Here is an 18486-nt window from a genome sequence, read left to right on the forward strand (position 1 = left end):
CCGCGCCACGATGCGCTGGGCGACCTCGCGCTGGAACATCAGCGTCAGCGACTGCCAGAAGGGCGGCCAGGCGGGCGGCGTCAGCCAGCCGACCAGCAGCTCGGTCCCGATGTTATAGGGCAGGTTCGCCGCGATGCGGACCGGCGGCGTCACATGCGCCAGCGGGTCGATCTGCAGCGCGTCGCCGTGGATGATCGTCAGGCGGCCCGGATAGGCGGCGGCGATTTCCTGCAGCGCGGGGATGGCGCGCGCGTCCTTTTCTATCGCCAGCACATGGCGCGCCCCTTCGGCCAGCAGGCCGCGGGTCAGCCCGCCGGGGCCGGGGCCGACCTCGATCACGTCGCATTGCGTCAGGTCGCCCGCCGCCCGCGCGATCCGCGCCGTCAGGTTCAAATCCAGAAGGAAGTTCTGCCCCAGCTGCTTTTTCGCCCGCAGGTCGTGGCGCGCGATGACGTCGCGCAGGGGCGGCAGGCCGTCGATGGCGGTCATGCGGCGGACGCCGGGGGCATTCTGCCCCCGCCTCGCCACTGCCGTGGCCTTCCTCGCTGAAAACAGTCCACCGGACTGTTTTCCGGGCGCTCGGAAGCCCGCGGGATATTTCCGGCCGGAAGATCGCTCATGCCGCCTCGCGTGCGCGGGCCATGTCCCACGCCATCCGCAGCGCGGCGATGGTGCTGGACGGATCGGCCCGCCCTTGGCCCGCGATGTCGAAGGCGGTGCCGTGGTCGGGCGAGGTCCGCACGAACGGCAGGCCCAGCGTCACGTTCACGCCGCCCGCGAAATCCAGCGTCTTGATCGGGATCAGCCCCTGGTCATGATAGGCGCAGACGGCGGCGTCATAGCGCGCGCGGGCAGGCGCGTGGAACATGGTGTCGGCGGGCATCGGGCCGGTCACGTCAAGCCCTTCGGCCCGCAGCCTGTCCAGCAGGGGGGCCATCCACTCGGCTTCCTGCCGTCCCATCGTGCCGCCTTCGCCCGCGTGGGGGTTCAGCCCGGCGACCGCGATGCGCGGCGCCGGAATGGCGAAGTCGCGGATCAGACCGTCGCGGGTGATGCGGATTGCGCGGGCCAGCACCTCGGGCGTCAGCGCGCCGGGCACCTGTTCCAGCGGGATGTGGATCGTCGCGGGCACCACCCGGCAGGGCGGCGCGACGGTGGTCGAGGCGAGCATCATCACCACATCGGCCCCGCCCGCCAGATGCGCCAGATATTCGGTGTGGCCGGGAAAGGCGAAATCCGCGCCCGCCTTCAGCGCATGCTTGCTGATCGGCAGGGTGACAATGCCGCCCGCGACGCCGGTCATGGCCAGATCGACGGCGCTGGCGATGACGTCGATCACGCCGCGGGCGTTGGCGGGGTCGGGCCGGCCCGCGACGGCCGGGGCGGCAAAGCGGTGCGGCAGGACCGCCAGCACCCCGGCGGGCACCGGATCGCCCGGCCGGTCCACCGCCCGCCACGCGGTCTGCGGCGGCAGATGCGCAGGGTCACCCATCCAGACGAACGGCACGCCCGACGCCAGCGCCAGCGGCGCCAGTTCCGGCCCGATGCCCGCGGGTTCGCCGCAGGTCAGGATCAGCGGTGCCGGCATCGCCCCGGTTCCCCCGCGCCGGTCATGGCCGCCGGATGATGGCACCGGCGCGCAGTTCGGCCAGATAGGCGTCGGCGGCCGCGTTGATCTTGCGGTTGAAAAGCGCCTCGCGCATCGCCGCGCGCGAGGTCAGGGGCGGCTCGGCCGGGCGGGCCACGCCCGCGGCGATGGCGGCATCCTCGGCCGCGTTCTGCGCGTTCGGCGCCTCGGCCGCGCCGGGCGGGGGCGAGGGGCGGACCGCGCCCGGCACCAGCGGCTGGGCCAGCGCCTCGTCGGCGATCAGCGAGGGCTGGCGGCCGCACAGCATCACCAGCCGCGCGCCCGCGCCATAGTCGATCACCGCGCCCTCGTTCGGGTCCAGCGAGGCCAGCCGCTGCGCGATGTCGCCGGGAACCGCGCCCAGGGCTTGCGTCTGGCGCGCGATCGGGTCGCCCGCAAAGCGGTTCGCCTCGACGAAGACCTGTTCGCAGCTGTCGGCGCGGGCCAGGATCTGCGCGCCGGTCGCCGCGTCGGGCAGCGCCAGCGTGACGTAATCGACGGTCTGTTCGCCCGCGCCCGCGCGCAGCCGCCCGCGCGTGTCGCGCAGATAGAACAGCACCACCGCGCCCGGCACGGTCAGCGGCTGGCTGACCTGGCCCGGCTGCATCGACAGGATGATCTGCACCAGCGACGGCGGCAGATTGTCCAGCGGCGTCCAGTCCAGCCGACCGCCCCGCTGGGCGCTGGGGGTGGCGGAATACTGGCGGGCGGCGGCGGCGAACTGCGCCTCGGTCGTGATGGTCGCGGCGAGTTCCGCGCCGCGGGCGGCGACGGCGCCTTCGCTGCCCTGCGGGGCGGGCATGACCATTTCCGACAGCAGCACCTGGGTGACGATCGGGGTCTCGATCTCCTTCCTCATGGCCTGGTCGATTTCCGCGTCGCTGACCCGGACGGTGGGCAGGATGCGCTGGCGCACCACCTCGCGCCAGGCGACGCCCGACTTGACGAAATCGCGATACGCCTGCCGTTCGACGCCGTTTTCGGCCAGCTGCCGGGTGAACTGGTCCACGTCCATGTCGGCGCGGCCGGCGAACTCCGCTAGCCCTTCCTCAAGCCCCTTGTCGCTGACCGTGATCCCGATCGAGCGCGCCGCGTCCAGTTTCAGCCGGTCGTCGATCAGCGCCTTCAGCGCCGCCTCACGCTCGGCCCCCGGGGCGCGCAGCAGGGTCATGAAACGCACGCGCTGGTCCAGTTCGTATTGCGTCACGGCCGAGTTGTTGAGGAACACCAGCGGCGTCAGCGGTCCGTCGGCCCGAACCGCGCCGGGCGCGACCGTGCCCGCCAGCAGCGCCGCCACCATCGTTGCCTGTAAGATCCGCCGCATCGCCATCCCCATCCTGGTCTTGCGCGCGACCCTAGCGCAGGCAGGCGCGCCGCGCCACAGTCCGCGCGCCCGCCGTGTCGTTGCCGGGATCGCGCCCGAACCCGCCCAGCCGCACCGACAGGCCGACGTCGGTGTCGGCGCGCACGTCGTCGGAGGCCGTGAACCGGCGCGACACGGCGAAATCGACCGTCACGCATTCGTTGCGGTATTGCAGCCCCAGTTCCGCCGTCTGCGCCCGGTCGGCGTTGAAGTCATAGCGGCCCTCGGCGCTGGCCCACCAGCCGGGCGCCATCTGCCAGCCCGTCGTCGCCGTCACCTCGGACACGTCGGACGCGCGGTCGGGTTCGGTGTCGGCGTCCAGCCACAGATAGCCCGCGGACAGCTGAAAGCCGGGGCGCAGCCAGCCCATGCGCATTTCGCTGCGGTGCATGTCGAAATCGTCGTCGAACAGCGCCCGGCTGGCGACGGCCAGCCCCTGGTTGCCGGTATAGGTCGCGGCCAGCAGCCAGTCGGACCGTCCCCCGCCCAGAAAACCGCCGCGGTCGGCGAACACCGGGGCGTCATGGTCGCGCAGGACGCGGCCGGCGGTGACGCCCACCGACCAGCCGGTCGGGTCGATCCGGGTCCAGGTCAGGCCGAGATTGGCGCGCAGCCCGGTTTCGCGGGCGTCCCAGCCGGGCATCCGGTCCAGCGAGAACAGGTTGCCCTCGTCGAACTCGACAAGGCGGCTGTCCTCGTTCGGGATGTCGTCGGCGTCGTCGCGGTCCGGTGACCAGACCAGCTGCGCGACGGGTTCCAGCACATAGGTCGCGTCGCCCGCATGGGCCATCAGCGGCCAGCGCAGTTCGGCCGCGACCGTGGGATCGGCCCGCGCGGCGGTGCTGTCAAAGCGGCTGTCCTGGCGGATGCGGAACAGGTCGGCGTCCAGCCGGGTCTGCACCGCGCCCAGCACGCCGCCGCCCAGCACCGCCTGCCGGCGCCAGTCCACCCGCGCCGACAGGCGGGCCATGTCGCGGCCCACGATGTCCTCGCCCGCGCTGCGGCGGTGGGCGTGGGTGGACAACGTGACGCCCCCCTCGCCGCCGATGACGGGGGGGCGAAAGCGGCGTTCCCACAGCGCGTTGGCGACCAGGCCGGGCGAGGTTTCGTCGTCCTCCTCGTCGCGCAGGGTCTGATAGTTGCCGATCCGCGCCGACACCAGCCGGTCGCGGCCGACGCGTTCCAGGGTCACGCCGCTCCACAGGCGGTCGGCGTCGGTGATGTCGTAATCCAGCAGATAGGCGCGGTCGGACGCGGTCTGGACCTGCACGCCCAGCCGGTAATCGTGCGGCAGCGCGAACCGGGCCGCGCCGAAGACATAGCCGCGCGTCTCGCCGGGCAGGATGTCGTCGCGGCTGATCGCGCCGTTCAGCTCCATCGCGCCGGCGGCGAAGGCCTGGCGATAGCGCAGCTCCATCGTCGCGGTGCGGCTGGCCGAGACATAGGGCGTCACCGTCACGTCGGCGCTGTCGCCCAGCGTGACGAAATACGGCAGCTTGACCCCGAACCCCAGCCCCGAGGTGGTGCGGAACCGCGGCGTCAGGAACCCGGTCATGCGGTCCACCGTCGGGTCCGGCGCGCTGAGGACGGGCAGCGCCCCCACCGGCAGGCCAAAGGCGCGGAACTGCGCGCCCTCGAACCGCAGGCGGCGCGTCTCGGCGTCGTGGGTGATGCGGCGGGCGCGGATTTCCCACAGCGGCACCGGATCCGAGGCGCAGACCTGGCAGGACGAGGCGACGACATGGGTCAGCGTCGTCATCCGCCCCTCGCCGGTGCGGCGGACCTCGGCGGCGGCCAGCTGCAGCTCGCGCGCAAGGACCAGCCGCGCGCCCACCAGCAGCCCGTCGCGCAGCCCCTCGTCCAGCTGGGCGGCGTCGGCGACCAGCACGGTTTCGTCGGGGGTGCCGGCCTTCTCGGGTTCGGACAGGTGGATCGGCCCCTCGATCGCCATCGTGCCCGCGACGCTGTCATAGACGACGCGTTCCGCGACCAGCCGCGCGCCCTGGAACCAGACGACGACGCCGCCCGAGGCGGTCAGCACCCGGTCGCCCGACAGATCGACGCGGTCGGCCAGCAGGGTGGCTGCGCCCGCGTCCGGCGGCGCGGTGTCGGGCAGGACGATGCGGGCGGGCGGGGGGTCGGCCGCGCGCGGCAGGGTCGCGGGCGCCGTGCCATCGGCCAGCGGCGCGTCGCGGGGGCCGGTTTCGGTCGGGGCCAGCGCCGGCCCCTCGCGGTTGCCCCACAGCGACAGCAGGCCCTGCGCCGTTGCGGGCGGCGCCCCCGCCAGCAGCAGCGCCAGCGCGCCAGCGGCCAGCGCGCAGCAAGGGGCGACGCCCCGCCGGGGCAGGGGGCCGCGCCGGATGCCGGCCAGGCGGGTGCCGGTCAGCCCGCCGGGTCGGGTGCCGGACAGGCCGGCGGGTCGGGTGCCGGGCGGGCCGGCGGGCACAGGGTCGCGCATCATCCGTCCTCAAGCCTCAGCAGCGCGGCCAGCGCCAGCAGGACGGCCGCCGCCGGCGGGGCAAACGCCGCCGCCGCCGCGGGCACCTGCCCGGTTTCACCCATCACCTGCGCCAGGTTGCGCAGAAAGAACAGCCCCACGCCCGCGGCGAATGCGGCCAGCACCAGCACGCCCGTGCGCCGGCCGCGCGGCGGGCGCATGGTGAACACCGCCGCCAGCATCACCATCGCCGCCATCAGCGCCGGGCGGGCCAGTTCCTGCATCAGCCAGACGCGGTGGCGCAGCCCCGAAAACCCGGCCCGCTCCAGCCCGGCGATGAAATCGGGCAGCTGCCAGACCGGCACCGCCTCGGGCGCGCCAAAGCCGTCGCGGATGCGGGCGGCGGTCAGTTCGGTGGGCAGCGTCAGCGTGTCGGCGGTGCGGGCGGTGCGTTCCGGGTTGGGGGCGGTCAGCGGCCATTCCTTGACGTCGCGCAGCGTCCAGCGCCCGGCGTCCAGCCGCGCCTCGCGCGCCTCGATCCGGCGCACGGGACCGGAATTGGCGTCGAAGATCAGGAAGGTCGCGTCGAACAGCGCCGTCGCGTCCGAACTGGCGCGGGCGGCGCGGATGACGATCTGCCCGGGCCGCGACGCATCCGCCCCGGTTCCGGGGCCGGGTGCCGCCTGCGTGCCCTGCCGCAGCCAGACCGCGCCCCGGCCCAGCGACACCGCCTGCCCGTTGCCCGCGCCGGAATTGGCCGAGGCCGCGTCATAGCGTTTCGTGGTCCCCGCGACGATCGGGTTCAGGATCATCACCGCCAGCACGCCCGCCAGCGCCGCCGTGATGGCGGGCGCTGCGACGATGCGCAGTCCCGACCGCCCCGCCGCGCGCATCGCCACCAGTTCCGACGACCGCGACAGCGCGACGAACAGCGCGATCCCGGCCAGCAGCGTGATCAGCGGCAGGATGCCATAGAACCCGCCCGCGATGTTCAGCGCCGCCAGCAACGCGGCGCGGCCGAGGCCCAGCCCCTCGTCGCCAAAGCGGCGGATCTGTTCGATCAGGTCGATCAGGAACAGGATCGCCAGGAACACGCCCGCCACCAGCAGGAACATCCGCAGGAACCGCCGGGCGAGATAGCGGGGCAGGATCATGCCGCGGCCCCCGTCAGGGGCGCGGCGCGGCGGCGCGGGCGGCGGCCGCGCGCCGCCATCCACAGCGCCCCCGCCGCACCCAGCGCGCCCACGACGGGCGGCAGATACAGCATCGGCCACAGCGAGGGGTCGGCCGCGGTGCGGCTGGCCGCCGCCGTCCCCAGCCCCTGGACGGCCAGCAGCGCCACGACGGCCACCACCACCTGCCGCCAGACGCCAAAGCGGGAATAGCCGCCGGTCAGCAGCAGCGCGAAGCCCAGCATCGCCGACACCGGCGCGTTCAGCGGCTGGGCCAGCCGCTCATGCGCCTCGGCCCGGGCGCGGGGGGCGCTGGCGCCGGTGGCGGCCAGCAGATCGGCGTCGGGCGACAGCAGCCGGGCGGTGGCATAGTCGCGCAGGTCGCGGCCCTTGCGCCCCGACGAGGCGAAGGCGTCGCCCACGTCCCAGGTCAGGTCGGCGAAGCGCGTCACCGACAGGCGCGGCGGCCGGCCGTCCTGCGCCCGCAGGTTCTGCGACATGCCGCGGATCATCACCAGCCGCGGGCCGGTGTCGGTGCGCACGACCAGCGCCTCTTCGGCGGTATAGGTCGTCTGGTTGGCGGGGTCGCGCGCGTCTTCCAGAAACAGGTCCAGCAGGCGGCCGTCCGGGGCGATCTGGCGGATATACAGGGTGACGCCCTCGCCCGGATACTGGAAGACGCCGGGGCGCAGAAAGCGCGCGGTGACGTTTTCCGCGATCTCGGCCTGGCGGTCGGCCAGGCGGGCGCGCGCCATCGGCACCATGCCGTGGACCAGCGCGGCCACCATCAGCCCGACGGTCAGGCCGAAGACCAGCACCGGCCGCGCCAGCCGCCACGGCGACAACCCCGCCGCCTGCATCGCCACCAGCTCGGATTCGCCCGCCAGCCGGTTGGTGCCATAAGCCGTCGCCGCGAAGGCCGCGACCGGCAGCACCAGCGAGATCACCAGCGGCAGCGTCAGGGCGGTGAACTCCAGCACCACCAGCGCCGACTGGCCGTCCTGGATCAGCTGCTCGAACAGCTGCACCGCGCGGTTGATCCAGTAGACCGACACAAGCACCAGCGCAAAGAACCCGAACAGCGTCAGGAACTGCGTCAGCATGTAACGGTCGATCCGGGCCATTGGTCACCTTTCGCGGCCCGTCCTGATTAGCCGCACCCGGCCGGTCGGGAAAGCCCCGAGGGCAGGCCGCGCGGCGCAACCGGGGACAACCGGGGGCCAGCCCCCGGGCCCCCGGGATATTTCCGGCCAAGAGATGGGCGAAACAAGGGGCGTGCCGGGGCGGGCGCCTCTGGCAATGGCGGCGGCGGGTCGCTAGGCTTTGCCGTTCAGCGAGGAAAGGCCCCCATGACACACCCCGTCGAGATCCGTTTCCAACCCGCGGCCGACGCCGATCTGTCCGGCCGCGCGGGCCGGCTGGCCCTGATCGTGGGCGAGAACGACCGCCTGCCGCGCGGGCTGCCGCGCCCCGCCCATCAGGCGCTGACGCGGGCGCTGGGGTCCAAGGGCTGGGCCGCGGTCAAGCCCGGCGCGGCGTTCGAGGTGGCGTTCCCCGCGGGCCTTGCCGCCGATGCGGTGCAGCTGGTCCGCCTGCCCGCCCGCGCCACCGTGACCGAGGCGCGCAAGGCGGGCGCCGCCATCGGCGCGCGCATGGGCAAGGGCGCGGTGACGGTGGTCGCGGGCAACCACAGGCTGGCCGCCGAGATCGCCCTGGGAATCGCACTGCGCGGCTATGACTTCGGCGTCTACAAGTCCGCCAGCGAGGCGGAGGCGGCGACGGCCGCCGGGGACGCGCCCGCCGTGCCGCCGCAATCCGTCTCGGCCACGGGTGCCGCCGCCGACGCGCTGCTGGCCGATGCGACCGCGCCCGACGCGCCCGAAGGCCCCGCGAACGGGTCCGGGCCGCCGCAGCCCGACAAGGCCAGCGTCACCATGCTGTGCGCCGACCCCGAATCGGTCGCCCGCGCCGCCCGCGACGGCGCCGCGCTGGCCGAGGGGATATTCTTCACCCGCGACCTGGTGAACGAGCCGGCGAACGTCCTGACCACCACCGATTTCGCCGACCGGCTGCTGGCCATGCGCGAGCTGGGGCTGGAGGTCGAGGTGCTGGACGAGGACGAGCTTGCGCGCCTTGGAATGCGCGCGCTGCTGGCGGTGGGGCAGGGGTCGGAAAGCCCCAGCAAGGTCGTCGTCATGCGCTGGCAGGGCGGCGGCGACGCGCCGCCGTTCGCGCTGGTCGGCAAGGGCGTCGTCTTCGACACCGGCGGGATTTCCATCAAGCCCGCCGCGGGGATGGAGGAGATGACGATGGACATGGGCGGCGCGGGCGTCGTCGCGGGCGTCATGCGGACGCTGGCGCTGCGCCGGGCGAAAGCCAATGTCGTCGGACTGGTGGGGCTGGTCGAGAACATGCCCGACGGGCGCGCCCAGCGTCCCGGCGACATCGTCCGGTCGATGAAGGGCGACACGATCGAGATCATCAACACCGACGCCGAGGGGCGTTTGGTGCTGGCCGACGTGCTTTGGTATGCGCAGGACCGCTTCAACCCGGCCGCGATGGTGAATCTGGCGACGCTGACCGGCGCCATCATCGTCGCGCTGGGCCATGACAAGGCCGGGATGTTCGCCAACGACGACGCGCTGGCCGCCGACCTGCAAAGGGCCGCCGACGCCGAGGGCGAGGGGCTGTGGCGGATGCCGCTGGCGCCCGCCTATGACGAGCTGATCAAGTCGCGGCTGGCGGACGTCAAGAACTCGGGCGGGCGGTCGGCGGGGTCGATCACGGCGGCGCAGTTCCTGCAGCGGTTCGTCCGCAAGGACACGCCCTGGGCGCATCTGGACATCGCGGGCGTGACGCTGCCGCCGGGGGAAACCGCGCTGGCGCCCAAGGGCGCGACCGGCTGGGGCGTGCTGACGCTGGACCGGCTGATCCGCGACCGGTTCGAGCAGGGCTGAGCGGCCCCCGTGGGCGCGGCGCTGTTCTATCACCTGACGCGGTCCCCGGCCGAGGCGCTGGTGCCCTCGCTGATCGGCAAGTCGCGCGCGGCGGGCTGGCGGGTGGAACTGCGCGGCACCGGGGCGGACCGCATGGCGGCGCTGGACGAGCTGCTGTGGCAGGCCGAGGGGTTTTTGCCCCACGGCCTGGCGGGCGGCGCGCATGATGCGCTGCAACCCGTGCTGTTGACGACCGGGGGCGCGGGCGTGGGCGCGGATTGCCTGATCGCGCTGGACGGGGCGGCGGTCGATGCGGCGGAATGCGCGCCGGCGCAGCGGGTCTGCATCGTCTTTGACGGCAACGACCCCGCCGCGGTCGAGGGGGCGCGCGCCCAGTGGCGGGCGCTGACGGGCGCGGGCGTCAGCGCGGAATACTGGTCCGAGGCGGCCGGGAAATGGGAACGCAAGGCCTGACGCGTCAGCGTTCCAGCACCAGCGTATCACCCTGGAAGCCCACGCGGGCAAATCGGCGCAGATAGTCCATGCCCATCAGCGACCGGTGCAGGTCGCCGCGGATGACGACGGCGGGAACGCCGGTGTCCTCGATCTCGCCGATGCTGATGCGGTCCAGGCGGATGGTGGCGGTTTCCACGATGCCGTTCGCCGTTCGGGCCTGCCCGGCGAAGGCCAGCCGGTCCAGGTCGATGCCGATCCGCTGCGCGTCGCGTTCGCGCAGCGCCAGCGACGAGGCGCCGGTGTCCACGACGAATCGCACCGGGACGCCGTTCACCTGCGCGACCAGGTGGAAATGCCCGTCGCGGCCCAGCGGAACGTCGATGCGCGTCGCGCTCACGACCTGTTGATCGGGGGCAATTTCGCGGCGCAGGTCGTCCCACAGGCCCGCCGCCGCGATCAGCGCGACGAAGATCAGCCCCCATGCCAGCACGCCCCGCGCGGTGCTGCCGGGGCTGCGGCGGAACTCGACCACCAGAAAGCCGCCGATGGCCAGCACCAGCAGCGCAAGATAGATCAGCCGCGCCCAGTCATGGCTCATCGAAACAGCCCCGTTCCTGCCAGCCCGTCCACGATGAACTGGACCGACAGCGCCGCCAGCAGCATCCCGAAAAGCCGCGTCACCACCATCGTCCCGGTCCGCCCCAGCGCCCGCGCCAGCGGCCGCGACAGCGCGAACAGCACCAGCACCAGCGCCAGCACGGCCAGCATCACCAGGTTGACCGCCGCCCAATGCGCCCAGCCGGGCCGCTGTTCCACCAGCAGGATCATGCTGGCCAGCGCCCCCGGCCCGGCAAGCAGCGGCGTCGCCAGCGGAAAGACCGACGGGTCGTGGTCCTCGTCGGGGGTCCGCCCCTCGCGACGCTGGGTGCGGCGTTCGAACAGCATGTCCAGCGCGGTCAGGAACAAAAGGATGCCGCCCGCGATACGGAACGCGGGCAGCGAGATGCCGATCCCCGCCAGCAGCTGCGCGCCCCACAGCCCGAACAGCACCATCAGGACCAGCGCGATGCCCACGGCGCGCCAGCCGATGCGGCGCGCGCGCGCAGGCGTCATCCCCGCCGTCAGGGCGATGAACAGCGGCGCCAGCCCGATCGGGTCGATGACCACGAACAGCGTGACGAATGCGGCAAGATAGACCGGGTCCAGCATCGGGGCCTTGGTTCCTTGCGGGCGCGCCGCGGACGGCCGCCGGGGGCTGCGGCGTTCGCGCGCCGTGTTTGGGTCTTTCGGACGGGGCGGCCAGGCCCTATATGCGGGACACGGCCACAGTGCCGCAAGGGGCCGCGCCCCGATGCGCGCCCGCCCCAGGGAACGGAGAGAGAGATGCACGCACCTTCACCCATGGCGCTTTTGCTGATCGCCATCGTGGTCCTGGTCCTGTTCGGCCGGGGCAAGGTCTCGTCCCTGATGGGCGAGGTCGGCAAGGGGATCACCGCCTTCAAGCGCGGCGTCAAGGACGGCGCCGAGGACATCGAACGGGCCGCTGACGCGCCCGCCGCCGACCGCGCCACCATCGCCGCCAGCCGCACCGCCGAGGATCTGGACGCCGCCGCCGCCCGCGCCCGCGCCGAGGCCGATCGCGTGCAGGCCGAGGCCGACCGCGCCCGCGCCCGCGCCGCCGAGGGGCTGCGCGACGTCACCCCCCGCGACGACGCCCGCCTGTAACGCAAGGGCGGACGCGCAATGCTGGACGTCGGCTGGACCGAGCTGCTGCTGATCGGCGTCGTGGCGCTGATCGTGATCGGTCCCAAGGATCTGCCGGTGATGTTCCACACGCTGGGCCGCATCACCGCCCGCGCCCGCGGCATGGCGCGCGAGTTCAGCTCGGCCATGGAGGACGCGGCTAAGGCATCCGGCATGGACGAGGCCCGCAAGGAGCTGCGCGACCTGCAAAAGATGACCAGCACCCGCGCGCTGGGACTGGATGCCCTGGGCCGCGCCGCCGACAAGTTCGAGAAATGGGATCCGCTGCAGCCGATGCGCGACCAGACCGGCGCCGTGCCCGACCCTGACGCGGCCCCCCCGGCGGGCCTGCCCGCCAGGGCGGACGGCGCGCCGGCGGCCGCCGGGCCTGCAGCCGCGCCTGTGACTGCGCCCCTGCCGCCCGCGCAGACCGCACCCGCGATACCCGCAGCGACCGTGGCCCAGGCCTCCGCCGCATCGGGCGCGCCCATCCCGGCCGAGGCGCCGGGCGCGCGCCGCCTGCACGCGGTGCGCCGCAGCGAGCGGGGCTGAGCGGTGGCCAAGACGACCGACGACATCGACGACAGCTCGGCCCCGCTGATCGAGCATCTGGCCGAACTGCGCAACCGCCTGATCTGGTCGGTGCTGGCCTTCGTGATCGCGGCGGTGATGTGCTATTTCGTGTGGCAGCCGGTGTTCAACTTCCTGACCCACCCGATCTGCGGGGCGCTGGCCAAGCGCGGGCAGGAATGCGGGCTGATCATGCTGAAGGTGCAGGAAGGCTTTTTCCTGGCCATGCAGATCGCCATGTTCGGCGGCTTTATCCTGGCCTTTCCGGTGATCGCCTATCAGCTGTGGCGGTTCATGGCGCCGGGCCTCTACCGGTCCGAGAAACAGGCGTTCCTGCCGTTCCTCATCGCCTCGCCGATCATGTTCCTGCTGGGCGCGGCCTTCGCCTATTTCGTCATCCTGCCGTGGGCCTTCGACTTTTTCCTGGGCTTCCAAAGCGGCCCGCTGCAGCTGCCCGACGACCCCAAGGCCCCGGTGACGACCCAGCCCGAGATGGCGGGGATCGTGTTCCAGGGCTCGATCAGCGAATATCTGTCGCTGACGACCAAGTTCATCCTGGCGTTCGGCCTGTCGTTCCAGCTGCCCGTGGCGCTGACGCTGATGGGCAAGGCGGGGCTGGTGTCGGCGGCCGGCCTGTCCTCGATGCGCCGCTATGCCGTCGTCATCATCCTGGTGCTGGCCGCGATGGTGACGCCGCCGGACGTCATCAGCCAGGTCGTGCTGTTCATCGTGATCTATGGCCTTTACGAAATCGCGATCCAGCTGGTGAAACGCATCGAGACCAAGCGCGAGGCGCAGTTGCGCGCCGAAGGCCTGTGGGTCGATGACGACTGATCCGGCACCCGCGGGAACGACCGGCCACGCCCTGACCCGCATCGCCGATGCGCTGGACAGGCTGGCCCCGCCGCCCGCGCCCGCGCCCAGCTTTGCCGAGGCGGACGCCTATGCCTGGCACACCGCGCCCGACCGGCTGGAACCCGTGCCGCGGGTGGCGCGGGTGCCGCTGGCGCAGCTCGTCGGCATCGACCGCGCGCGCGACACGCTGCTGGCCAACACGCTGCAGTTCGCGCGCGGGCACGCCGCCAACAACGCCCTGCTGTGGGGCGCGCGCGGAATGGGGAAATCCAGCCTCGTCAAGGCCGTCCACGCCGAGGCGGTGGCGCGGGGCCTGCCGCTGGTGCTGGTGGAAATCGCCCGCGACGACCTGGACTCGGTGGCGCGGCTGCTGGCGATGCTGGCCGAAAGCGACCGCCGCTTTGTCCTGTTCGCCGACGACCTGTCGTTTTCGCACGACGACACGCAGTATAAATCGCTGAAAGCGGTGCTGGACGGCGGGCTGGCCGGGCGGCCCGGAAACGTGGTGCTGTATGCGACCTCGAACCGCCGCCACCTGATGCCGCGCGACATGATCGACAACGAACGCGCCAGCGCCATCCACCCCGGCGAGGCGGTCGAGGAGAAAGTGTCGCTCTCGGACCGCTTTGGCCTGTGGCTGGGGTTCCACCCGTGCGCGCAGGACGAATATCTGGCGATGATCCGCGGCTATTGCGACGCCTATGGGCTGGACGTGGCCCCCGAGGTTCTGCGGGCCGAGGCGATCGAATGGCAGGCGACGCGCGGCGCGCGGTCGGGCCGGGTCGCGTGGCAGTTCTTCACCGACCTGGCGGGCCGCCACGGCCTGTCGGTCTAGGGGGCGCGGACCCGCCGCCGTAAACCTTTCCGCAAGCATTCGCTGCCAGTCTGCCGGGAACGGACAGGCGATTCGGGCGGAACGGATGCAGGCGGCGGCACCATCTTCGGCAGACGACGGCCGGGCCGGGTCATCGGCCCTGCTGCGCGCGATCCGCCGCACGCGGGCGGCGGCGCCCGCCGCCGTGCCGCCCACGCCGGTGCGGACGCCGGAACGGGCGATCGCGGCGGCGGTGTCGCGCGCCGCCGACCGGGTTCACGCGCTGCCGCTGTTCTTTGACCGCATCGCCACCGGCCATGTGATGGTCGCGGAACTGGCCGAGGTGTTGCCGGACAGGCCGCTGATCCTTCTGGTGCAGGGCCCGGGCGACGCGCTGGGGGTGGTCGCGGTCTGCCCCGGACTGCTCGCCTCGCTGATCGAGATGCAGGCGCTGGGGCGCATCACGGCGCGCCCCGCCCCGGACCGTCGGCCGACCCGCACCGATGCCGTGGTCTGCAACGATTTCGTCGATGCCTGCCTGCTGGAACTTGCGGCGGAACTGGCCGGGGTGGCGGGCTTCGGCGGCGTGGCGGGGTTCCGCGTCGCCAGCTTTCTGGACGATCCCCGCCCGTTGGCGCTGTTGCTGGACGACATCCCCTATCGCCGGGTCGAGGTTCACCTGCGCGCCGGCCCGGCCGGGCAGCGCGACGGCGTGATGTTCCTTGCCCTGCCGCTTGTCCACGCCGCGCCGGAGGGCGCTGCGCCCGTTGTCCCGGCGCTGGTTGCGCATGACGCCGGCGCGGCGGAAAAGCCGGGCCGCGTCGCGGCGGGCATCCTGGCCGACACGGTCCGCGGCGCGCCCCTGACGCTGCAGGCGGTGCTGTGCCGCCGCAGCATCACCTTGGGCGAGCTGCGGGCGCTGGCGCCCGGCGACCGCATCGCGCTGCCCCTGAACGCGCTGGACATGGCGGTGCTGGAAACCCCGGCCGGCCAACCCCTGCTGCGCGGCCGGCTGGGAGAGATGGCGGGCCGCCACGCCCTGCGCCTGTCCGCCCCCGCCGGCCGCGCTGCCACGGGCGCGATGGCCGCGGATTTTGCGGCAACGCCCGGCGACGCGCTGCCGGCGGCAGGTCTTGCGGCAACCAACGCCGCCTTGGCGATGTCCGTGGCCGGGACGCCCGACGCGCACGGTGCGCCCGCGCCGCTGCGCGCGACCGCGGCCGAGCCGCCGATGGACGACATGACCGCCGCCGACCCGTTCCGCGCGATGTTGCCGACCGACCTGTCCGCGTGGGACGATCCGCCGGGGCTGGCCGTTCCGGGCGGGCCGTGACGCGTCCTGCAGTTGGCCGCGTGACGCGGCACCCCCTTTCGCCCCAGCAGGGGCCCGGCGGCCCCTGACACAAAAGCCCCCGACCGGTCAGCCCGCCAGCGCGATCTTGCCGCCGGCCAGCCGGGTGATGCGCCCGTCGAGTTCCAGCGACAGGATCACCGGCGCGACGGCGGCGGCGGCGACGCCGAGGGTGCGGATCAGCACATTCTCGTCCGTGGGCGAGGGGCCGAGCAGCGTCAACAGCCGTTGTTCCAGCGCCACCGGGCCACCCGCATCGCGGCCTTGCAGCCGGTTCGGTCGTGCGGGCGCCGCGACGTGGACCCGACCGCCAGGCGGGGGCGGGGGCGGGACCAGGCCCGGCCGATGCGATTCGCCAGCGCCCGCACGCGGCGCGGCCGGACCCGCATGAACAGCCGCATCACCTTGCCCGCGGACGGCGTCGCCCTGCCCCGCCAGCGGCGAAGCGGCACAACCATGCGCTTGCCCGGCCGCCGCGCCGGGCTGCGCCGCGTGGGGCGGGCGGACCGCGTCGCCCTGCCCCGCCAGCGGCGAAGCGGCACAACCATGCGCTTGTCCCACCGTCGCGCCGGGCTGCGCCGCAGAGGCCACGTCGCTTACCCNTCCCACCGTCGCGCCGGGCTGCGCCGCAGAGGCCACGTCGCTTACCCCTGCAAGCGCCGCACGGGCGCGATGCGCGGTCCCATGCGTTTGCCCGGCCGCGGCGTCCGGCTGCGCTTCGCGGGGGGCGGTTGCCTCGATCCCCAGCGCGGCCAGCACATCCTCGGCGTTGCGGACCAGTGTGGCGCCGTCGCGGATCAGGGCGTTGCAGCCCGCCGCGCGGGCGTCGATGGGGTGGCCGGGAACCGCCAGCACCTCGCGGCCCTGGTCCAGGGCGCAGCGGGCGGTGATGAGGCTGCCGGACCGGTGCGCGGCCTCGACCACGACCACGCCGCGCGACAGGCCCGACACGATGCGGTTGCGGGCGGGAAAGTGGCGCGCGACCGGCTGGGTGCCGGGGGGCTGTTCGGTCGCAAGGCAGCCGCGATCGGCGATGGCGCGCGCCAGACCCGCGTTCTCGGCCGGATAGATCACGTCGATGCCGCCCGCCATCACGGCGACCGTGCCGCGCGCCAGCGACGCGTCATGGGCGGCGGTGTCGATGCCGCGCGCCAGCCCGGCGACGACCGTCACGCCCGCATCGGCCAGCGCGCCCGCCATGCCGCGCGCCATCCGCAGCCCCAGCGCCGACGCGCTGCGCGCCCCGATCACGGCGACCAGCGGCCGTGTCAGGCAGGACAGATCACCCCGCACCCACAGCACCGGCGGCGCGTCGTCGATCATCGCCAGATCGGCCGGATAGCCCGGGTCATCCCAGCGCAGCAGCCGCGCGCCCGCCCGCCTGCCGGCGGCCAGTTCGGCGTGGGCCACGCCCTCGGGGCAGGGGGAATAGTCGCGGATGCCCGCCGCCGCCGCCATCGCGGGCAGCGCGTCCAGCGCGGCGAACAGCGTGCCGTGTTCCGCGACCAGCCGGTGAAACGTCGCCGGCCCGACCCGGCGAGAGCGGATGAGGCGAAGGACGGCCAGATCGTCTTCCCTCGTGGTGGGTGGGGGGTGGGGGGGATCGAAAGAAAACAACCGCTCTTCCATCGCCGCGCCCTGCCTCATCCGCAGGGCCTGTTTGCACCGCGAATGGTTAAGGAGAGGTTACCGGAATCGGTAAAATCGTCGCGGCCCGTGAAGATTCAGGCCGCCGAGCCGCCGACGGTCAGCCCGCCGATCAGCAGCGTGGGCTGGCCCACGCCAACGGGCACCCACTGCCCCTGCTTGCCGCAGTTGCCGATGCCGGGGTCCAGCAACAGGTCGTTGCCGATGGCGCCGATGCGCTGCAGCGCGGTCGCGCCGTCGCCGATCAGCGTGGCGCCGCGAATCGGCTCCTCGACCCGGCCGTTGCGGACGCGGTAGGCCTCGGTGCAGGAAAAGACGAACTTGCCGTTGGTGATGTCCACCTGCCCGCCGCCGAATCCCACGGCGTGGATGCCGTCGCGCAGCCCGGACAGGATCGCGGCGGGATCGTCGGCCCCCGGCTCCATCAGCGTGTTGGTCATCCGCGGCATGGGGGCGTGGGCAAAGCTTTCGCGGCGGCCGTTGCCGGTGGGCGCCACGCCCATCAGCCGGGCGTTCTGCCGGTCCTGCATGTAACCGACCAGCACCCCGTCGCGGATCAGGACGTTGCGGGCAGGGGGCGTGCCCTCGTCATCGACGTTCAGCGACCCGCGGCGGTCGGGCAGGGTGCCGTCGTCCACCACGGTGACGCCCGACGCGGCGACCCGCTGGCCCATCAGCCCGGAAAAGGCCGAGGCCTTCTTGCGGTTGAAGTCGCCTTCAAGCCCGTGGCCCACGGCCTCGTGCAGCAGGATGCCGGGCCAGCCGGGGCCAAGCACGACGTCCATCACGCCGGCGGGCGCGGGGACGGACCGCAAGTTGACCAGCGCGATGCGCAGCGCCTCGGCCACCAGCCCCTGCCAGTGGGCGGGGTCGATCAGCGCCGACAGACTGACGCGCCCGCCGCCGCCCGCGGTGCCGGTTTCGCGCCGCGCGTTCGATTCGACGATCACCGACACGTTCAGCCGCGACATCGGGCGGATGTCGGCGAAGATCCCGCCCTCGGGGCGCAGGATGACGATTTCCTGCAGCGACGACGCCATCGAGGCGGTGACCTGCACCACGCGCGGGTCCAGCGCGCGGGCATGGGCGTCGATCTCGCGCAGAATGGCGATACGGCGGGCCATGTCGATGCCCTCGGCCGGGTCGCCGTCGCCGTAAAGCCGGGGGCGCGGGCCTGCGGGCGGCGCGGCCATGACGCCGCCGCCGTCGCCTACCGCCAGCCGCGCCATCGCCGCGGCGTCGTCCAGCGCCGCGGCCGTGATGCGCGTCGAATGGGCGTATCCGGTGGCCGCGCCGCGCACCGCGCGCAGCCCGAAGCCCTGGCCCGCGTCATAGCTGGCGTTGCGCAGCCGCCCGTCGTCAAAGGCCAGCACCTCGCTGCGGGCGCGTTCCAGGAACAGCTCGCCATCGTCGGCGCCCGCCGTCGCACCGCGCAGCACGGACAGTGCGCGGTCGGGGTCGATCAGGTCGGAAAACGGGTCGAACGGGTCATGCATGGTGGGGCAGCGCAGTAAG

Annotated in this window: 16 protein-coding genes and 2 pseudogenes; 7 read left to right on the forward strand and 11 right to left on the reverse strand. The window is 73.3% G+C overall.

What is annotated here, in order from left to right; all coding sequences use genetic code 11:
- The 6 genes from EPA64_RS14900 to lptF all read right to left on the reverse strand — a co-directional run.
- Positions 1-489 (reverse strand): ribosomal RNA small subunit methyltransferase A (locus EPA64_RS14900; RefSeq protein WP_281278589.1); only part of this gene is annotated, 489 nt, incomplete at its 3' end.
- A 127-nt stretch (positions 490-616) separates the two neighbouring features.
- Positions 617-1588: a 4-hydroxythreonine-4-phosphate dehydrogenase PdxA gene (gene pdxA, locus EPA64_RS14905; protein ID WP_134727101.1), complete on the reverse strand. Its 972-nt coding sequence runs from the start codon at positions 1586-1588 to the stop codon at positions 617-619.
- 22 nt (positions 1589-1610) lie between these two features.
- Positions 1611-2951, reverse strand: a complete 1341-nt coding sequence (locus EPA64_RS14910) for a peptidylprolyl isomerase (RefSeq protein ID WP_134727102.1) — start codon at positions 2949-2951, stop codon at positions 1611-1613.
- Positions 2952-2982: 31 nt separating this feature from the next.
- Positions 2983-5448 (reverse strand): LPS-assembly protein LptD, encoded by a 2466-nt coding sequence (locus tag EPA64_RS14915; RefSeq protein ID WP_134727103.1) that lies wholly within the window; start codon positions 5446-5448, stop codon positions 2983-2985.
- Entirely contained in the window at positions 5448-6581 is a 1134-nt protein-coding gene (gene lptG, locus EPA64_RS14920) for an LPS export ABC transporter permease LptG (protein WP_134727104.1), read from the reverse strand. Before lptG ends, EPA64_RS14915 begins: the two co-directional genes overlap by 1 nt.
- Complete coding sequence (gene lptF, locus EPA64_RS14925) at positions 6578-7723, reverse strand: LPS export ABC transporter permease LptF (protein WP_134727105.1); 1146 nt, start codon at positions 7721-7723, stop codon at positions 6578-6580. The genes lptG and lptF overlap by 4 nt, the downstream gene beginning before the upstream one ends.
- Before the next feature lie 225 nt (positions 7724-7948).
- On the opposite strand from lptF, the gene EPA64_RS14930 reads away from it, so the two are divergent.
- Both EPA64_RS14930 and EPA64_RS14935 read left to right on the forward strand, forming a co-directional pair.
- Complete coding sequence (locus tag EPA64_RS14930) at positions 7949-9556, forward strand: leucyl aminopeptidase (RefSeq protein ID WP_134727106.1); 1608 nt, start codon at positions 7949-7951, stop codon at positions 9554-9556.
- Between the two features lie 9 nt (positions 9557-9565).
- On the forward strand, positions 9566-10009 hold the full coding sequence (locus EPA64_RS14935; protein WP_134727107.1) for a DNA polymerase III subunit chi: 444 nt from the start codon (positions 9566-9568) through the stop codon (positions 10007-10009).
- A 4-nt stretch (positions 10010-10013) separates the two neighbouring features.
- Here the strand turns inward: EPA64_RS14935 and EPA64_RS14940 are convergent, their stop codons facing one another.
- Together EPA64_RS14940 and EPA64_RS14945 are read right to left on the reverse strand one after the other, a co-directional pair.
- Positions 10014-10589, reverse strand: coding sequence for a retropepsin-like aspartic protease family protein (locus EPA64_RS14940; RefSeq protein WP_134727108.1), 576 nt, complete (start codon positions 10587-10589; stop codon positions 10014-10016).
- Positions 10586-11200, reverse strand: coding sequence for a MarC family protein (locus EPA64_RS14945; RefSeq protein WP_134727109.1), 615 nt, complete (start codon positions 11198-11200; stop codon positions 10586-10588). Before EPA64_RS14945 ends, EPA64_RS14940 begins: the two co-directional genes overlap by 4 nt.
- A gap of 174 nt (positions 11201-11374) precedes the next feature.
- On the opposite strand from EPA64_RS14945, the pseudogene EPA64_RS16835 reads away from it, so the two are divergent.
- The 5 genes and pseudogenes from EPA64_RS16835 to EPA64_RS14970 form a co-directional block, all read left to right on the forward strand.
- Positions 11375-11554: pseudogene (locus EPA64_RS16835) on the forward strand (twin-arginine translocase TatA/TatE family subunit); the annotation flags it as partial.
- 180 nt (positions 11555-11734) lie between these two features.
- A complete protein-coding gene (tatB, locus tag EPA64_RS14955; RefSeq protein ID WP_134727111.1) occupies positions 11735-12286 on the forward strand; it encodes a Sec-independent protein translocase protein TatB in 552 nt (183 codons plus the stop codon).
- 3 nt (positions 12287-12289) lie between these two features.
- A complete protein-coding gene (gene tatC / locus EPA64_RS14960) occupies positions 12290-13138 on the forward strand; it encodes a twin-arginine translocase subunit TatC (RefSeq protein ID WP_134727112.1) in 849 nt (282 codons plus the stop codon).
- Entirely contained in the window at positions 13128-13994 is an 867-nt protein-coding gene (locus tag EPA64_RS14965; RefSeq protein ID WP_134727113.1) for an ATP-binding protein, read from the forward strand. Before tatC ends, EPA64_RS14965 begins: the two co-directional genes overlap by 11 nt.
- Positions 13995-14079: 85 nt before the next feature.
- Positions 14080-15306, forward strand: coding sequence for a FliM/FliN family flagellar motor switch protein (locus tag EPA64_RS14970; protein WP_134727114.1), 1227 nt, complete (start codon positions 14080-14082; stop codon positions 15304-15306).
- 87 nt (positions 15307-15393) lie between these two features.
- Here EPA64_RS14970 and EPA64_RS16840 read toward each other — a convergent pair whose 3' ends face one another.
- The 3 genes and pseudogenes from EPA64_RS16840 to tldD form a co-directional block, all read right to left on the reverse strand.
- Positions 15394-15963, reverse strand: coding sequence for a DprA-like winged helix domain-containing protein (locus tag EPA64_RS16840; protein WP_425467051.1), 570 nt, complete (start codon positions 15961-15963; stop codon positions 15394-15396).
- Between the two features lie 66 nt (positions 15964-16029).
- Positions 16030-16953 (reverse strand): annotated as a pseudogene (gene dprA, locus EPA64_RS14975) (DNA-processing protein DprA); the annotation flags it as partial.
- 95 nt (positions 16954-17048) lie between these two features.
- Positions 17049-18467 (reverse strand): metalloprotease TldD, encoded by a 1419-nt coding sequence (tldD, locus tag EPA64_RS14980; RefSeq protein ID WP_134727115.1) that lies wholly within the window; start codon positions 18465-18467, stop codon positions 17049-17051.
- Between the last annotated feature and the right edge of the window lie 19 nt (positions 18468-18486).

This window comes from Paracoccus luteus (assembly GCF_004522155.1).
Lineage (GTDB): Bacteria > Pseudomonadota > Alphaproteobacteria > Rhodobacterales > Rhodobacteraceae > Paracoccus > Paracoccus luteus.

Coding starts and splice junctions, on each gene's coding strand:
- pdxA (WP_134727101.1), bottom strand. CDS start 1,588: ATGCCGGCACCGCTGATCCTGACCTGCGGCGAACCCGCGGGCATCGGG.
- EPA64_RS14910 (WP_134727102.1), bottom strand. CDS start 2,951: ATGCGGCGGATCTTACAGGCAACGATGGTGGCGGCGCTGCTGGCGGGC.
- EPA64_RS14915 (WP_134727103.1), bottom strand. CDS start 5,448: ATGCGCGACCCTGTGCCCGCCGGCCCGCCCGGCACCCGACCCGCCGGC.
- lptG (WP_134727104.1), bottom strand. CDS start 6,581: ATGATCCTGCCCCGCTATCTCGCCCGGCGGTTCCTGCGGATGTTCCTG.
- lptF (WP_134727105.1), bottom strand. CDS start 7,723: ATGGCCCGGATCGACCGTTACATGCTGACGCAGTTCCTGACGCTGTTC.
- EPA64_RS14930 (WP_134727106.1), top strand. CDS start 7,949: ATGACACACCCCGTCGAGATCCGTTTCCAACCCGCGGCCGACGCCGAT.
- EPA64_RS14940 (WP_134727108.1), bottom strand. CDS start 10,589: ATGAGCCATGACTGGGCGCGGCTGATCTATCTTGCGCTGCTGGTGCTG.
- EPA64_RS14945 (WP_134727109.1), bottom strand. CDS start 11,200: ATGCTGGACCCGGTCTATCTTGCCGCATTCGTCACGCTGTTCGTGGTC.
- tatB (WP_134727111.1), top strand. CDS start 11,735: ATGCTGGACGTCGGCTGGACCGAGCTGCTGCTGATCGGCGTCGTGGCG.
- EPA64_RS14965 (WP_134727113.1), top strand. CDS start 13,128: ATGACGACTGATCCGGCACCCGCGGGAACGACCGGCCACGCCCTGACC.
- EPA64_RS14970 (WP_134727114.1), top strand. CDS start 14,080: ATGCAGGCGGCGGCACCATCTTCGGCAGACGACGGCCGGGCCGGGTCA.
- tldD (WP_134727115.1), bottom strand. CDS start 18,467: ATGCATGACCCGTTCGACCCGTTTTCCGACCTGATCGACCCCGACCGC.